This window comes from Zunongwangia profunda SM-A87 (genome assembly GCF_000023465.1).
In the GTDB taxonomy this organism is placed as follows: Bacteria; Bacteroidota; Bacteroidia; order Flavobacteriales; family Flavobacteriaceae; genus Zunongwangia; species Zunongwangia profunda.
In genome coordinates this window covers 2,349,872-2,366,628 of record NC_014041.1, presented here as the reverse complement: position 1 = coordinate 2,366,628, position 16,757 = coordinate 2,349,872, and the positions used below count along the sequence as shown (strand labels likewise).

Sequence of the window (16,757 nt, the reverse complement as noted above, 5' to 3'; positions counted from 1 at the left end):
TGCTATTTAAAGAGGATTAGTGTACACCTGTTTTCATTGAGAATTTAACCATGTTTATCTAGAATTAATTAAAAAAATTAAGTAATATCTGCTTTCTATTTTGGGCAACGGGCACTTCTATGTCCCCATGCAGTACAACGCACTGCTTTTTGCGATGATAAGAAAGAATATGAGCGCTATTAATCAAATGGGATTGATGAGTTCTTAAAAATCCATATTTTGATAAGTCATTTTCGAATTTCTTTAAAGGCTTAGAGACTAAAACCTTTTTTAGGTTTGTAAGATAAAATATGGTATAATTATTATCTGCCTGGGCATGAATGATATCTTGTAAAGCAACAACATGAATATCATCCTGAGTTTTTAGAACAATCTTTTTATCCTTTGGTTGGCGATCGTTAAGAAATAAGGTTTCTAATTGTTTTTTATAATTTTCAGACGATATATTTTTTAAAACCTTTTTTACAGATGCTATCAGGTTTTGGGGTGCTATTGGTTTCAGTAAGAAATCTAAAGCGCTCAATCGAAAAGCTTCTACGGCATAATTGGCATAAGCCGTTGTAAAAATCACTTTAAACTCAGGAAATCCTTTTTGATACAACTCTTTCAAAAAATTTATCGAATTTCCGTCGGGTAAATTAATATCTAATATCAATAATTCGGGCGAAAAAGACTCTAATTTATTAGAGGCTTCTTCTAAGGTATTCACACTACATATTTCAAATCCAAAATGCATTTTAAGAATATCAGTAAACATGCTTACTGAGGCAAAATCATCTTCAACAAGCAATACCCGTAGATCTGTTGGTTCACTTCTAAAATTCATGGACGTTAAATTTATATAGGAATACAAGGAATAATAAGACTAACACGAGTACCCGGATACTTCTCCTCTTTTGTTGCGTTCTCAATATGTATATCTATTTGCGTCTGAGTGAGACGATTTAATTCCTTCATTCGTTCTTGCAAAATATCCTGTCCCATAGAGCGATGTAATTTATTGTGCTGCGATCTTGTTTTTTTATGTTGAATACCGGTTCCGTTATCAATAATTTCAACACGTATTTTATCCTTAAGCTTAGTTCTTTGGAATACAACTTCTACACGGGCTTTTTCTGGTCTTGATCCGGCTCCGTGGATCACCGCATTCTCCACAAAAGGCTGTAATAACATAACTGGAATACTAATTTCCTCTGGCGAAATCAAAGGGTCGCAGTTAATCGAAAATGAAAAATCGGCTGCAATAGCATTCTCCTGTAAACTTAAATAATGTGCTAGCATGGCAACCTCATCACTAAGTTTAATAAAATCGCTATCTGAATATTCCAAAACCGATCGTATAAGCTTCCCAAACTGATCCAGATATTGCATAGATGTTTCACGCTCATTGCGATAAATATAAAACTGGACTTGTTGTAAAGCATTAAATAAAAAATGTGGATTAAGCTGTAATCGTAAAAATTTGCTTCTTAATCGGGATTGCTCTAGTTTTTGACGCACTTTTAAGTGCTTCATTCTAAAATAACCTCCAATCCCTAACAATAGCAATAGAAAAACACCCGCAGCTACAACCCAGAATAACTCTCTTTTCCGAATTTTATTCTCTGCTTCCAGTAAGATTATTTTTTTCTCTTTCTCGGCAGTCTCGTAAGCCGTCCGAATATCTGCTATTTTTTGTTCATAATTCTTACTGGCGGCTATATCCTTTACACTATCATATCGATCATAATATTGTATTGCTTTTTGATACTCTCCCGCTGCTATATTCGCGCTTCGTAAATTGTATAAAATCTGGATCTTTTCGGATAGATTAGCATACTCCAGTGCCTTTTTATAATTCTTGATTCCTTCATTAATAGTCCCGCTATTGACTAATGCATAACCAAGATTATTAAGCGTTATTACAGAAACCGGCATTTTTAAAGAATCTCTGATAGATAAGCTTCTATTCGCACTCTCTATTGCGCTTTGCCAGGAATGCTTTTTTAGATAATAATTACTAAGATTGGTATAAATTATTGCTTCGACGCCAGCTTCTTTTAGTTTTTTAGCTATTTCCAGTGCTTCAGCATAAATAAAAGGCACCTGTTCCTTACCGGCTTCCATTGATACCCCGCCAAGGTTCACAAGAATCTTTAAACGATTTATATCTTGCTGAGCGTATTGTAAAGCATGCTTAAAATTAGAAATCGCATCGTCAAAATTCTGAGACTTAGAATATACTACTCCTATTCCTGAAAACAAATTAGCTTTATCTTCAGCATCAAGGTATTTTAAAAATTCCCGAGCTTCAAAATATTCAGAAAGTGCAAGATCCAGATTTCCAGTTAATAACTCTATTTTCCCAAGGTATAAATGAGCTTTTGCACTTATACTATCGGGAATTTGCTCTTCGGTAAGCCAAGCTGCTTTACTTTTAGCCTGTGCATATTTTTTGACAGCCATTAAAGAATCTATCATCGAAAATTCTTCTGAATGTTGAGTCTGACAGAAAAAATTAAGCGAAAAAAAAATGCTTAAAAGCACTACTATCTTCCTTAAATATATTGGCATGCTAATTTTTTAAGCGGTTTACAAAATTATTAAAATTTTAGTCCAAACCTTTAGAAAATGGATAAAACCCTACCGATTATATTATTGATATTGGGGGTCTGCATATTTATTATTCTTTCTATTTTTACTGAAAATTTTGAATCTATGAATTGGTTTCTCCTAATAATCGCAGGCTTGTTTGAAATGCTTTTTGCCATATGTCTGGGTAAAGCAAATCAAACTGAAGGTATCGCGTCAAAACTTTGGTTTGGTGGGTTTTTACTATGCCTTGTGTTTAGTATGAGCTTACTGATAAAAGTAACCAAGGCTTTGCCTATTGGAACTGCTTATGCAGTATGGACGGGTATAGGCGCAGCAGGAACCGTATTATTGGGAATTATTGTTTTTAAAGAACCGGCCACTTTTTGGAGATTGTTTTTTATCACCACCCTTATCGGCTCTATCATTGGTCTAAAATTAGTGTCCCATTGAGGAACAGCTTTAAGCTAATCGCTAATTTATGAACCCTGAAATATTGGTGCCGGAACTAACCAGGACAGTAACAGAATACTTAAAATGGCAATTAGCGCAAGAATAAAAAGAAATTTTAATCGTGACAAAATATACATTTTTAATACTTAATTTTTTCGCTCTGATAATCGCTTATATATGCTCTTTTTTAATAAATGATGTTTTTCAACAATCCTTAGATAGCGCATGCGATGCCTTTCATATAAATTAATATGCTGGTCTCCATATTCACTTTTTCCGTATTCTAGCTCTTTCTTTAGTTCCTGCTCAAACTTGCATAATCCTGCCGTACACAAGATAACCTCTCTACGCATTCCATGTAAAGTACCAGCTAACCTGGCATCATTTATCATTAATTTTTCTAGTTTTAAAAGGCTCCCTAAATCTTCATTTATATCCTCAAGAAAAAGTTCCCACATCGCTACTTCTCTTAAATCCTTTTTAATACAGAGCTCTCGATATGAATACACCTGTTTAAAAAAATTGATCTCCAATTGCTATTTTCAAAGATTAAACACGCATTCATAAAGACAAAGCCTGTACCGATCTATACAAATATTTCTCGAGCATTTCACATATCACTGATTAACAGCTGTTTAATTAGAAACATATTTTAGAAAAAAATAATACTTTTGGGTAATAATGTATCACCGGGTCAAAAAACCCCACTTAAATAACAACACCATAAAAATTATAACATTGATTATCAACACCTTACGTTTTTATTCGGAATTTTAATCCAGGTATTGCCCGATTATGGTAGTTGTGTTGTAGAGAAATTGTAAAAATGAACAAAGAATTTACATTAGAAGATCGTCTAAAAGAAAGGGTAAAGGAATTAACATGCCTTTATAGTATCTCGAGTGTTTTAAGAAAGCATTCCAACAATATTCAGGAAACCTTAAAAGAAGTTTGTGAAATCACCAAAAACGCCTGGCGACACCCTAAAGCTACTATTGTAGAATTACAGTATACTGATTTTCAAATTAACACCGCCCCTATTCCAAATAAGCATGTGTTTCAGGAAAGTAAACTATCAGACCATCAGGAAAATTCTGGAAAAATAAGGGTATATTATGATGCTGAAAACTATGACAAAACTGATTTCTTAGAAGAAGAACAACAATTATTAAATCAAATAGCGATAGAAATCAGTGACTTTTTTCAAAGAGAAAGCATTAAAGAACGAGAAGAATTAGTACGCCGAAAAGCTGAACATAACGACCGTTTGGCTATTTTAGGTGAAATAACCGCTGGTATCGCACACGAATTAAATACTCCTTTAGGGAACATTCTGGGATTTGCTGAACTTATACAGGAAAATAATAAGGATGAGCAGACTAAAAATGATCTGGATAAAATAATTAAAGCCAGTATATATTCCAGAGAAATTGTAAAAAAACTAATGTTTTTTGCCTGTGAAATGCCACATCAAAAGCAACCACAACAAATAAAACCTATTATAGAACAAGCTTTATCTCTGTTGGGACCCAATCTTAAAAAAGCAGGGGTTACCTGTAGTTTTGAAATTGATGAAGATAATTTGGTTTTTCCGCTGGATATGATACAATTTACGCAAATCATTTTTAACCTGGTTATCAATGCTATTTATGTATCTCCTCCCAAAAGTAAGATTCAAATTTCGGTCAGCCATTCTAAAAATCATCTCCTTATGGAAATTAAAGACCAGGGGCCCGGAGTTCCAAAGGCGCTTCGGAAAAAAGTCTTCCATCCATTTTATAGTACAAAACCCCTTGGAGAAGGTTCAGGATTAGGATTAAGCGTGGTGCACGGCATTGTAAAAGCACATCAGGGAGAAATTAAAATAAAAGAGAATATACCTAACGGAAGTAACTTTCAGATTCTATTACCGCTATAACTTTAATTATGACCTATAAAAAAGCAAATATATTAATAGTAGATGATGATTTTGATATGTTGGAATTGCTTCAGCGACAACTACAAGATCAGAACTTTCATGCCTATAAAGCTTCCAGTGTTCTGGAAGCCATAAATATTCTAAAATATAGTCGTATCGATTTACTGGTTACAGATTTGCAAATGCCTCAAGTCGATGGAAGGGAATTAATAAAATACGCCTCCGATCATTATCCTGCTCTTCCTACGCTGGTCATCACAGGATTTCCGTCTATCGATGGTGCTTTGGAAGCTATGAGATCTGGAGCAATAGATTATCTTATTAAGCCATTTACCAAAGAGGAATTAAAAAATGCGGTAGTCAAAGCTTTGCCTCAAAATCTACAGGAAACGCCTCAGCAATCTGCCGCTAATAACAGCATTTCTTATGCTGGTATTATTGGAAACTCTGATCCTATGCAAAAGCTTATCGATCTTATCGAAAGAGTTAAAGACAACAAAGCAACGGTTCTAATCCAGGGAGAAAGTGGCACCGGAAAAGAACTTATTGCAAGAGCTATTCATTATAAAGGAAGATTTGCCGCTCAACCTTTTATTGCTGTAAATTGCGGTGGAATACCTGAGGAGCTGCTTGAAGCCGAATTATTTGGATATACTAAAGGTGCATTTACCGGGGCTTTAGAGAACCGCCAGGGATTTTTTCAGGCCGCAGATAAAGGCACTATATTTTTAGACGAGATAGGAAATGCCCCCATGAAGGTACAAACCAGACTGCTAAGAGTCCTTCAGGAAAAAGAAATACAACGTATTGGAGAGCAGGAAGCTAAGAAAATTGACATTCGTATCATTGCGGCTACCAATAGTGATCTTTTTAAAATGGTGCAAAACGGTAAATTTCGTGAAGATCTTTATTATCGTTTAAATGTGGTGAATATAAGTACTCCTCCCCTGCGTTCGCATAAAAGTGATATTCCTTTTCTAGCAAATAATTTTTTAAGAAAATACGGATCGGAATATGGAAAACGGGCAAAGCTTAGCGAAAAAGCATTAGAATTATTACAGAATTACGACTGGCCAGGAAATGTTAGAGAACTTGAGAATATTATTCAGCGTGCATTAATTTTAAGCGATGATGACATAAGCATTGCTCAGCTTCCAGATCATTTTAAATACAATATTAATACTAGTGATGCCGCGTTTAAATCTTTAGCTGAAATTGAAAAAGAATATATTCTTAAAGTTCTGGCCTATACCGATCAAAACAAAACGCAGGCTGCCGAGATTCTCAAAATAGATCGCAAAACCCTGCGTAATAAACTAAACTAACAAGTGGTACATTATTCCTCACCCGGGTTATAATGCCCGCTTAAAAGAAATAAAATAAAAATTTTAAAAAACATAATAATCTGATTTTCATAATACTACACAAAATAAAATAAATCGTTCTTTTTTGGGTATAGCCTTTGACTTTTAAGATATAGACGAACATCATTATTATGAAAACAAATCATATCAATAAAAAGTCAGCTTTAAAAAGTTCTTTAGGCAGTCTCTTACCCCAGGAGATGCTTAAGGGACTTTGCTTTAATTGTGATCATCAAAAAAACTGTACGTGGAAGGACCACCGAAAGTTGTTTTGTGAACATTTTAAATAATACTCATGAAAAAGGAAAAAACAAAAAAACAATCAATGCATGCTACGGTAATGAGCCAGTTTAATAAAACGGCAGACCGTATGGATCTAAATGTTAATATAAGAAAGATCCTTTCAATTTCAAACAGTGAAATTATCGTTCACTTTCCGGTTAAGATGGACGACGGAAGTGTAGAAGTCTTTACCGGTTATCGTGTACAGCATAACAATGCCCTGGGGCCATACAAAGGTGGTTTGCGTTATCATGACACGGTAGATATTGATGCTGCCAGAGCTTTGGCGATGTGGATGACCTGGAAAACTTCTCTTGCAGGACTGCCATTTGGGGGCGCTAAAGGCGGGATAGAAATAGATCCCAGAAAATATTCTATTGGAGAACTAGAGCGAATAACCCGTAGATTCACCTATGCACTGGGAGAAAATATAGGGCCAGAACATGATATTCCTGCTCCAGATATTAATACCAATGCTCAAACGATGGCATGGATTGCAGACACTTATATGTCTACTATCCCAACTTCAGAGCGTTCGCATAACCGGCATATCGTTACAGGTAAACCATTGGGCGTAGGCGGACTGGAAGGTCGGGATCGTGCTACCGGCTATGGTGTATTTCTATCAGCAAAACTTTATTTAGAAAATAAAGGAGAACGTTTAGAGGATAAAACATTTATTGTTCAGGGATTTGGAAATGTTGGCTATTGGGCTTCTCACTTTCTGGTAAAAGAAGGAGCTCGTTTGCTGGCGGTTCAGGATGCTCACGCTACATTGTACAAAAAAGAAGGTATAGATGTAGAAGGATTAGCGGTACATTCTAATCCCAGAAAAGGATCGATTGCAGATTATCCGGATGCGGTTACTATTCCTCCTGAAGATTTCTTTGGTTTAGAATGTGATATCATTATTCCCGCAGCACTGGGAAATCAAATTACGGCCGTGGTCGCTGAAAAAATAAAAGCACCACTTATATTAGAAGGTGCCAATGGTCCAACGGATAAAGAAGGGGAAGACATTTTATTAAGAAACAATGCGACTATTATTCCAGATATTTTTTGCAATTCAGGCGGAGTGATTTCAAGTTATTTTGAATGGTTACAAAACCGTAACGGAGAGTTATGGGATTTGGAAGAAAGTATGGGAAAACTTCAGAAAAAACTTACTGAAAACTTTAAACGTATTCAGCGTGAAGTCGAAGAAAAAAATATCGATTGGAGAACCGCGGCATATATGCTGGCTATATCCCGAATTGAAACGGCATACCAACAAAGAGGTATTTTTCCATAAACGCACTGAAGGAAAGCGCATAAGGTATTTCTTAGAAAGTTATTTTTTATTTCTAGGCGAGCCTGATAGCATTTAATCCCGATTATCCAGGAAAAAATAATAATGCTGAAAAATGAACTAATGAAAAACGGTACTCAAAATTTTCTCATGGAATATGAACAAACAAATACTGGTAAAAATACAATATCGGTAATTGAAGGGAATGCTCATGATTGGTTTCAAAAGCTTGAGATCATCGATTTTGAACTTTTACTCTATAAATCATATTTACAGGATTATTATTCTGGAAAAATGCGATGTGAAAAAAGCACCATAAATTCATTATTATCATATATCTGTCGGCATATAGAACAAAACAAGTTTCATCTTCGTACCTGTTTGTATTATAAAAACAGGATCTCGAAGATCAGGGAGTGTGATGATATGGAATGCGAACAAATTTATATGGAAGCACACTCCCTATTTAAAAAAAGACTTCAGGATCATTTTATTAAAATAAAGCGGCTGAAGCATCAAATTATTTCTAAAACTTTAGTGTATTCCGAACTAAAAATTGATTAAACAATTTTCGGAGACTTGAACAAGAATTCTCAGGAAGAAACCGAATTTTAAGAATGACGCTGAACTGTTTGTTTGGATGTTTTTTCCGAGGCCGGACGCCTGCTGAAATTATAGATTTTAGGATTTATACTTTCAATGCAAGGTGTTCGGCTATTTTTTAGGCTTATCGTAGATCTCGCAAAAGGAATAACGCCTTAAACGATCCTTTTGGCTTCGATTTTAGACATCTACGTTATTTGATATTTTGAATTTAAACAGTACTGATATAATTTGCTGTAAAACAATTTCAGGCTTTCCAAAAACTCAATGATTACAGGTTTTTTAAGGATTATTTATAATAAATAACAATACTGAATTTTCTATAAGTCGTATTTTTGAACGCTCTAAAAAGGTCTATTGTATGTCCTTCCAAAGGCTGGTATATTTTTTATTTTTCTTCTTCATACTCATTCAGGCACATGCACAGGATAAGTATTCCCATTTTAAAGCCTTTCCTAAAATTCCCAATGAGGTAGATACTTATCTTTATAAAAATTTAGATAAGGCAATAAGCACAAAAGAACGCCTGGCCTATCTGGATACCATCGCTCAGGTTTTTGATAAAACAGATTTAGCCGACTCGATACTGGTATATGGTGAGCGTATTCAAAAAACGATTACAGCATTACCTCATACCAGTGCGGACTACGAATATTATAAATACCGCGGAATTTATTACGAAGCCCTGGCCAAAAGAAAGTTGGGGTTATTGGATGAAGCTATTGCCAGTTATATAAATGGACTGGAAAGTTTACACGCAGCTAAATACAAACCTATCACTATATATTTAAGATTAGGCTTAGCTGAAACTTATTTACAAAAGGAAGAATTACAGAAAGCGAAAGAAATAATAGAAGAGCTTTTGAAGTTAGCACATAATAATGAAAATTTAAATGCATTAGTACTTACTGCTCTTGCCGATTTTCAGTACAGGAATAAAGAATGGGAACACGCAATAGCTACGTACACTAAAGTATTAGAATTACCGGCCATTAAAAAACTGGATAAACTTTCGTATCGCATACGATTAAACCTTGCTAAACTTCAATCAAAAAACTATACCTCATTACAGTCTCTAGAGCAATTTCAGCACATAAAAAAAGAATGCCTGGCAAAAGGTTACTATGGCTATTACATTCAGGCGGTTTTAAATGAAGGTTATATTTATTTAAAACAGCAAAATTATGAAGCGGCAGAAATCGCCCTAAGCACCGCCTATATAAATACGGTATCCTGGAATCGGCTGGAATTGCAAAAGAAAGTTAATCGCTCACTTGTGGATCTTTATGTGACTAAAGAAGATTATAAAAATGCTTTTAATTTAATGACGCAATATGAAGCGGTCAATAAAACAATAGCATCACAGCAAAATGCACGTCAGGTTAGAGAGTTAGAAGAAAAATATAAAAGTTTAGAGAAGGAGCGAGAAATAATGAAGCTTCAGGAATCCAAGCTAAAAGATCAAATAGAAATTGATAAACAACGTACGATTAAAAACGCAGTATTAATTGGTTTTTTGATCATTCTAATCCCTATTATCTTATTGCTGGTAGTTTACTACCAAAAATTGCAGGCCCAAAGTGAACTAAACAGGCAACAAGAAGATTTAAATCGTAAAGAAATGCAAAGCCTGCAACAGGAACAGGAATTAAAAATGGCCAGAACTTCCATGAAAATACAAACCAGAGAGCGTGAACGTATTGCTCAGGAACTTCACGACAGTATTGGCGGAAATCTTGCAGCGATCAAACTTCAAATGAATAAGCTCGATCTAACAACAGAAAACGCCTTTAATGTAAAAAAACAACTAGACAGTACTTATCGTCAGGTAAGGGAAATTTCCCATAGTTTATTACCCAAAGAATTTAAAGAGCAGTCTTTTGCGCCTATCGTCCAAAATTATATGGACCAATTTAACGAGCCTGAAAATCAAAGTTATTTTTTTAATGCCTATCCTGAAGAGGCTATTAATCAACTGCCTAAAAAACTTCAGGTAGCTTTATTTAATATGATTAAAGAATTAACCACCAATGCATACAAACACGCCAAAGCCAATCAGGTGATGATTCAATTAAATGATATCCCCGAAGAGAAAAGCCTTTCCCTAATGTACGAAGATGACGGGATAGGTTTTGTACCAAATCATTCAGAAGGTATAGGATTAAAAAACCTAAAAAGGAGAATAGATGAACTTCAGGGGAATTTAGCCATTGATAGCGATCCTGGTAAGGGAACGGTGATTAGCATTCATATTCCTATTCGCAGTGAGTAATAAAAAACCTTAACACAAGGCTTTGAGGTAATTTTAGAAAATAATTTTTAATTCGAGGCCTCCCGATCCCAGCTAGCTATGGGTATAGCATTGGAGTATTAAACCTCGATTATCGACTAAAAAAATGAAAACAGTCTATAACATCATTATTGCCGACGACCATAAAATGTTTGTGGACGGGCTACGGAGCATTTTAGAACAGGAAGATGATTTACATATTTTACATACAACATCTACCGGGGAAGAAGTTTTAAAGTATCTAAAAATCAATCAAAATGAGCAAATCGATTTGCTTATAACAGATCTTAATATGCCCGGAATGGACGGTATTGCACTAAATAAAAATATCAAAAAAGATTTTCCGGGAATTAAAACCCTGGTGATCAGTATGCTTGAAGACGGGGCCAAGATTAAATCCTTAACCGAAGATGAAGTTAATGGCTATCTTTCTAAAAATGCTGAGCAAAAAGAACTGCTAAAGGCCATCAGGCAAATCCTTTTAGGAGAAAATTACTTTTCTACCCATATTCAATCCATTTTAATCCAATCCTTAACCAATAGCCGAAAAGCTTCTGAAATTAGATTAACCCAGCGAGAAAAGGAAGTGTTACAGTTAATCGCTAAAGAACATACTACCCAGGAAATAGCAGATATGCTATTTTTAAGTAAACATACCATTGAAAGTTATCGTAAAAACCTAATTAACAAACTAGAAGTACGAAATTTAGCAGGGTTAACACGCTATGCTATAGAACATAATATGGTTTAACCCCTGTTTTCAGGGATAAAGATTTCACTGCTTTCAGGCTAATATAGGCGCAGCTTACATTAGATATTTGTTCCCAGTTAATCTTTAAATATTCATGTTATGATTTATGGAATTTCATTAATTCTACTCAGCATTATTGCTGTGCCATCCTTAATTCTTTCCAAGAAACCCAATGCCCAGGAATTACTGGATAAGGTAGCACCTTACCAGGGATGGATAGGACTGGTTTTTTCAATTTTTGGGATATGGGGAATAATTTCAAGTTTGCTTAGCTTAGAAGTATTAAGTAGCGCTCCCATTTGGTGGATTACATTATTTGCTGGAAGCATCGTCGAAGCCACACTTGGTTTTCTTTTGGGCTTCCCGGTGATCAGTAAAATACTTTCTAAAAATGCTCCAGATTACCAACAAAAAAGTTTAAAAATAAGAGAAAAACTTGTTCCTCTTCAGGGAAAACTTGGAATTCTAGGAGTGATTTCAGGAATATGGATCATTACAGCTTCCTTTCTTTTTACAGTATAATTAAAATAAAATATAAGTTATGAAATGGTATTTAAAAGCCTTCCGTCAGTATTCAGATTTTAAAGGTAGAGCAAGAAGAAAAGAGTATTTTATGTTTGGGGTGATCAATGCACTATTTTCCATTGGTTGTATGCTCTTAAGTTTTGGATTGAGCAACTGGTTAGAAGCTCCGGCCTTTATTAGTATTTACGTTTTGTATATGTTGGTTTCTTTACTCCCATCACTTGCAGTATCGGTAAGGCGTATGCATGATATTGGTAAAAGCGGATGGATGTTATTGGTAGGCTGTATCCCATTGGTGGGACCAATATGGATGTTAGTTTTATTAATTACAGACAGTGATGCGCAAAACAATGAATATGGACCAAACCCAAAGGAAGAATTCCTGTTAGAAGATATTTAAAAGTTGTAGAGTATAGTTATGATTATATCGAGAGGTTGGGGCTTGTTGGGCCTATTGTTGCCCATCGCCGTAGTACTTTTAGGAATTTATTTTTTTAGTCCTGATGGGAATACCACAAAACCAATACTTGCGTTTGGATTCGTAATTTCTGGAATCCTCACTGCTGTAATCGGAGTTATCTTCCAGAAAAAAAGTAACAATAAAAATGATCTATTTTTTATGCCCCTAAGCATATGGGGCATAATATGGATCGTTCTGGGTGTGTTTATTTATAGTATGATATAAAAAATAGCAGCTTATAATTTCTAAAAAGCTTCTCCAATACTGATATAGAAGTTGCTATCATCCCTGGTAAAAGCATAATCAAAACGCAGATACACATCTTTTTGTTGAAAAATTAAAAATCGTGCCCCTGCCCCGGCAGACCATTTTACATTATTCAACTGTAATTCATCCCATTGGTTAAACACCTCTCCTATTCCCGTAAAAATGGTAGCCCCTAAACGATCTGTAAAGCCTAATTTTAAAGGTAAAAATCGATATTCTACCTGCGCAGCAATCTGGTTACGGTCCCGATATCGACCTTTAAAATAACCACGCATAAGACTTTCTCCTCCCATATAAGATAATTGATTAAAGGGGACTTCACCGCCAAAATTAAACTCCCCATAAACCTGTGCTGCCAAAACATCATTATCACCTACTTTTTTAAAAAGACGGTTATCTAGGGTGATCAATTGATATTCTACATTGCTTTTCCAAAAAGGATTATAATTAAGATAGGCAAACTCACTAAAAAAAGCATCTCTTTCATTTAATACATTATGCCGTTCATCATATACAAAGCCTACTCCAACTCCAAAATTGGTGGTTCCTTCAGCTCCAAAAGGCAATTCAAAATTGATTTCTTCATTATCTTCGGAAGGCTCAAAAGAAACATTACTTAAACTTCTAAAATCGGTTTCAAGACCTATGTAAAAATTATCCAGTACCTTACGTAAAACCCGTTCTTTAATTCTAATTTGAGTGGCATCCACCAGTGCGATATTACTTGTAGGAACGTCGCTCCCGATACCATAATATTTAAGCGGAAACTGTTCAAAATCTATATCTCCAAGAAAAAACCAGGTATCTTTATCTGAATATAAGGCATGACTAATTCTAATACCATACTGCCCATTAAGCGTAAAAAAACTATAGGCTTTCATTTCGCTAAGCCGATTGTTTACATCTTCATTAGCGTAATAAATGTATAAGGGAGTTAAACCGAATTCTACACCTGTTTCAGGACGATAGCCAACGGTAGGAAAAACAAAAAATTGCGAGCGTTCCTTAGAAACCGTATCCTTTAAAACAGTATTGATATACCTGGATATAAAACTTTTACTGGCTTTATTATCTTTTGTTTGCTGAGCGTAAACGAACGATTGTAAAATAAATACGAAGCAGAAAATAAATAAAGTAAGATAGTTATTTCTAATCATAGTTGGGTTTGATCACAAAAATAAACTTTTCAGTTACTAAGTCTTCCTATTTCACTTTTAGCTAACAATAAATTGGGAAGAAATCTAAAAAATTATCAATCGCCAAAACTTTGAAAATATCACTACCCAACTCAAAATTAAACTATATAAACTTCAAATTATAGTAGCAATCAGCTTAGAAATCTGGATATGATCAAAGTGGCTCACCAGGACTAGCCAGTAAAATTAATTATAAAAATGTCACATATTTGAGAAATATAGATATCTTTGCTTATGATGACGGCTACCAAAAAACGAATCATAGAATCTGCTATTCAAGTTTTCAATGAAGACTTATCTGCTCCTTTGCAGAAAGTAGCAGATAATGCAGCGGTAACACGCCGAACTTTACACCGGTATTTTAAAGATCGTAGTGACCTGGTAGAGATTTGTAGACAAGCTATAGAAATAAGCTGTAAAAAAGCAATGATTGCGGCGATACAAAGCAGTGATGAGCCGCTTATCCAGTTAGAAAAGATGCTTTACGCCGGCATTGATTGTGGTGCAAAATATGCAACGTTTTATAGCATGCATCGAAATCCAGATCATATCCATACCCGGCAAAATAAAAATTGTGCTGATTATGATTACATCTATTCAACATTTCAACAGATCATTCTTAAATTACAGAAAACCGGGAAATTAAACCCGAAAATGTCTCCGGAATGGATTCAGGTTTTACACTCCGGAATTATCGAAAGTACCGTTAATGCTAGAGAGACGCAGCAGAATATAGAAGATATAAAACAACTGGCCTGGACGTCGTACTTTAAAGCTATAAGCCCTTAAAAAATTTACACATACATGTCTCAATTTTGAGACATTAAAATCTAAAAAAATGGAAAACAAAAAATTTGAAGTTATCATCATCGGTGGAAGCTACGCCGGCCTATCCGCAGCAATGGCACTGGGAAGATCCTTGCGCAAAGTATTAATTATAGATAGTGGTTCAGCCTGTAACCGGCAAACACCACATTCCCATAATTTTATTACCCAGGATGGAGTGCCGCCTGCTAAAATTTCAGAAAAAGCGAAAAATCAGGTGCTTCAGTATAAAAGTGTAGCATTCATAAATGACCTTGCCATAAAGGCTGAAAAAACTGAAAATGGATTCAACGTCGATACACAATCCGGAGAAAAACTGGTGACCAGCAAAATCATTTTTGCTACGGGAATAAAGGATTTAGTACCACCTGTTCCGGGGTTTAAAGAATGTTGGGGAATCTCTTTAATTCATTGCCCCTATTGTCACGGTTTTGAGTTCCGAACCAAAAAAACAGGAATCCTGGCCAATGGAGAGCGTGCTTTTCATTTAGCTTCACTAGTAAGTAACCTTACCAACGACTTAATTATCCTAACTACTGGTAAAGCCGATTTTAAACCTGAGCAATTTGCTAAACTGGAAGCACATCGTATACCTATTATTGAAACAGAAATCGCAGCGCTCGAACATCAGGAAGGCCAAGTAAAAAACATCGTATTTACTAATGGAGATCGAGAAATATTTGATGCCTTATATGCAGGTTTTCCTTTTAAACAGCATTCTGACATTCCACTATTCTTAGGCTGTGAACTAACGGAACAGGGATATATTAGAGTTAATGAATTTCAGCAAACTACTATCGACGGGGTGTATGCCTGTGGTGATAATACAAGTAGGATGCGCTCGGTCGCTGCCGCCGTAGCCAGTGGTAACCTGGCCGGTGCGATGACTAACGCAGCATTAACCAAAGAACTTTTTTAAAATTAATAGTATTGAATGAATGATCGAAGTTAAAATACTCCAACGCTAACGATAATCAGCCTATGGGAGAATTTTAAAAGTCTATTTTTTAGAAAAAATAGTCGATTTAAGTGGAAAATCCTGCTGATATCACTTTTGAAGCAAAAAAAGTGTTGCAGGAAAAACTTGAAAAAATTCTGATGCCCGGTTTCGGCTATGCCATAAATATCAAAATCTTTATTGAAAAACAGACTTAAAGGTAAGTACAGAAATTTCAAGAACAGCCATTCATTCCGCCAAAACCTGTCTTACAGATGCCTATAAACGATAACAAGAAGTACCTTTTTATATCTTAAATCATCTACAAGAGAGAAACGCTCCTAAAAAACTGAATATATTCTGTGTAAGCCTCTTTTTATAAGTACTAAGCGATATTAGTTTCCGAACGTTTGGTAAAAAACTGTAATTTTTATAGATTTGTACTATGAGACCACAAAAAACATTAGACGAAGATGTCCTGGCAGGACTTACCGAAGTTTTTCAGTCCAAAGGATATGAAGCTGCAAGTCTGCAGGATCTGGCTAGAGCTACAGGGCTAAAAAAAGCTAGTTTGTACCATCGTTTTCCTGGTGGAAAAAAACAAATGGCAGAAGCTGTTTTAGGACATCTGGCGGAGTGGGTCGAAGAACATGTTTTCCGGGTACTTCATCATACGGCAGAATCTCCTCAAATCAGATTGCAAAAAGCGATAGATCAAATAAAAGTCTTATACGATAACGGGAAGAATACCTGTATTTTTCGGGCTCTTTCGATGGAGACCGGTATAAATTTATTTCGCCTCCAAATAGAAAAAGGAATGAATGAGTGGTTAAAAGCTTTTGAAGCTATTGGAGAAGAACTTAAGTTAGATTCAAAAACCGCAAAAGACTATGCGTATCAATCGATGATAGATATACAGGGAAGCCTCATCTTAACCTCAACCTTAGATGATCCTGAAATTTTTGAAGATGCATTAAAAAGAATTACCAATCGATATTTAAACGATAATCGACAGGAAATGCAATGA

The 16,757-nt window shown here is 35.2% G+C and carries 16 protein-coding genes; 12 read left to right on the top strand and 4 right to left on the bottom strand.

The features are described 5' to 3' along the window. Positions 1 to 64: 64 nt before the first annotated feature. Entirely contained in the window at positions 65 to 826 is a 762-nt protein-coding gene (locus ZPR_RS10510; protein ID WP_013071642.1) for a LytR/AlgR family response regulator transcription factor, read from the bottom strand. An 11-nt stretch (positions 827 to 837) separates the two neighbouring features. Next, a complete protein-coding gene (locus ZPR_RS10505) occupies positions 838 to 2,460 on the bottom strand; it encodes a tetratricopeptide repeat-containing sensor histidine kinase (RefSeq protein WP_013071641.1) in 1,623 nt (540 codons plus the stop codon). Positions 2,461 to 2,697: 237 nt separating this feature from the next. On the opposite strand from ZPR_RS10505, the gene ZPR_RS10500 reads away from it, so the two are divergent. Next, entirely contained in the window at positions 2,698 to 3,024 is a 327-nt protein-coding gene (locus ZPR_RS10500) for a DMT family transporter (protein ID WP_041579957.1), read from the top strand. Positions 3,025 to 3,170: 146 nt separating this feature from the next. Here ZPR_RS10500 and ZPR_RS10495 read toward each other — a convergent pair whose 3' ends face one another. Further along, on the bottom strand, positions 3,171 to 3,557 hold the full coding sequence (locus tag ZPR_RS10495) for a hypothetical protein (RefSeq protein WP_013071639.1): 387 nt from the start codon (positions 3,555 to 3,557) through the stop codon (positions 3,171 to 3,173). Positions 3,558 to 3,850: 293 nt separating this feature from the next. Between ZPR_RS10495 and ZPR_RS10490 the strand changes: the two genes are divergently transcribed. The 8 genes from ZPR_RS10490 (at position 3,851) to ZPR_RS10455 (ending at position 12,445) form a co-directional block, all read left to right on the top strand. Continuing rightward, entirely contained in the window at positions 3,851 to 4,942 is a 1,092-nt protein-coding gene (locus tag ZPR_RS10490) for a sensor histidine kinase (protein WP_013071638.1), read from the top strand. 8 nt (positions 4,943 to 4,950) lie between these two features. After that, entirely contained in the window at positions 4,951 to 6,267 is a 1,317-nt protein-coding gene (locus ZPR_RS10485) for a sigma-54-dependent transcriptional regulator (protein ID WP_013071637.1), read from the top strand. A gap of 334 nt (positions 6,268 to 6,601) precedes the next feature. Next, positions 6,602 to 7,879 carry a Glu/Leu/Phe/Val family dehydrogenase gene (locus tag ZPR_RS10480; protein WP_013071636.1) on the top strand — a complete coding sequence of 426 codons (1,278 nt, stop codon included), beginning with the start codon at positions 6,602 to 6,604 and terminating at the stop codon, positions 7,877 to 7,879. Positions 7,880 to 7,999: 120 nt separating this feature from the next. Next, positions 8,000 to 8,440 (top strand): hypothetical protein, encoded by a 441-nt coding sequence (locus tag ZPR_RS10475; RefSeq protein ID WP_148211711.1) that lies wholly within the window; start codon positions 8,000 to 8,002, stop codon positions 8,438 to 8,440. A 400-nt stretch (positions 8,441 to 8,840) separates the two neighbouring features. Further along, positions 8,841 to 10,751: a sensor histidine kinase gene (locus tag ZPR_RS10470; RefSeq protein ID WP_013071634.1), complete on the top strand. Its 1,911-nt coding sequence runs from the start codon at positions 8,841 to 8,843 to the stop codon at positions 10,749 to 10,751. A gap of 124 nt (positions 10,752 to 10,875) precedes the next feature. Next, a complete protein-coding gene (locus tag ZPR_RS10465) occupies positions 10,876 to 11,520 on the top strand; it encodes a response regulator transcription factor (protein WP_013071633.1) in 645 nt (214 codons plus the stop codon). A gap of 99 nt (positions 11,521 to 11,619) precedes the next feature. Continuing rightward, positions 11,620 to 12,042: a hypothetical protein gene (locus tag ZPR_RS10460; RefSeq protein WP_013071632.1), complete on the top strand. Its 423-nt coding sequence runs from the start codon at positions 11,620 to 11,622 to the stop codon at positions 12,040 to 12,042. A 19-nt stretch (positions 12,043 to 12,061) separates the two neighbouring features. Beyond that, positions 12,062 to 12,445, top strand: coding sequence for a DUF805 domain-containing protein (locus tag ZPR_RS10455; protein WP_013071631.1), 384 nt, complete (start codon positions 12,062 to 12,064; stop codon positions 12,443 to 12,445). Positions 12,446 to 12,750: 305 nt separating this feature from the next. Here ZPR_RS10455 and ZPR_RS10445 read toward each other — a convergent pair whose 3' ends face one another. After that, on the bottom strand, positions 12,751 to 13,929 hold the full coding sequence (locus ZPR_RS10445) for a BamA/TamA family outer membrane protein (protein WP_013071630.1): 1,179 nt from the start codon (positions 13,927 to 13,929) through the stop codon (positions 12,751 to 12,753). Between the two features lie 273 nt (positions 13,930 to 14,202). On the opposite strand from ZPR_RS10445, the gene ZPR_RS10440 reads away from it, so the two are divergent. The 3 genes from ZPR_RS10440 (at position 14,203) to ZPR_RS10430 (ending at position 16,757) form a co-directional block, all read left to right on the top strand. Continuing rightward, positions 14,203 to 14,757 (top strand): TetR/AcrR family transcriptional regulator, encoded by a 555-nt coding sequence (locus tag ZPR_RS10440; RefSeq protein ID WP_013071629.1) that lies wholly within the window; start codon positions 14,203 to 14,205, stop codon positions 14,755 to 14,757. Between the two features lie 49 nt (positions 14,758 to 14,806). Next, positions 14,807 to 15,712, top strand: a complete 906-nt coding sequence (locus ZPR_RS10435) for an NAD(P)/FAD-dependent oxidoreductase (RefSeq protein ID WP_013071628.1) — start codon at positions 14,807 to 14,809, stop codon at positions 15,710 to 15,712. Positions 15,713 to 16,175: 463 nt separating this feature from the next. Continuing rightward, positions 16,176 to 16,757, top strand: a complete 582-nt coding sequence (locus ZPR_RS10430; RefSeq protein WP_013071626.1) for a TetR/AcrR family transcriptional regulator — start codon at positions 16,176 to 16,178, stop codon at positions 16,755 to 16,757.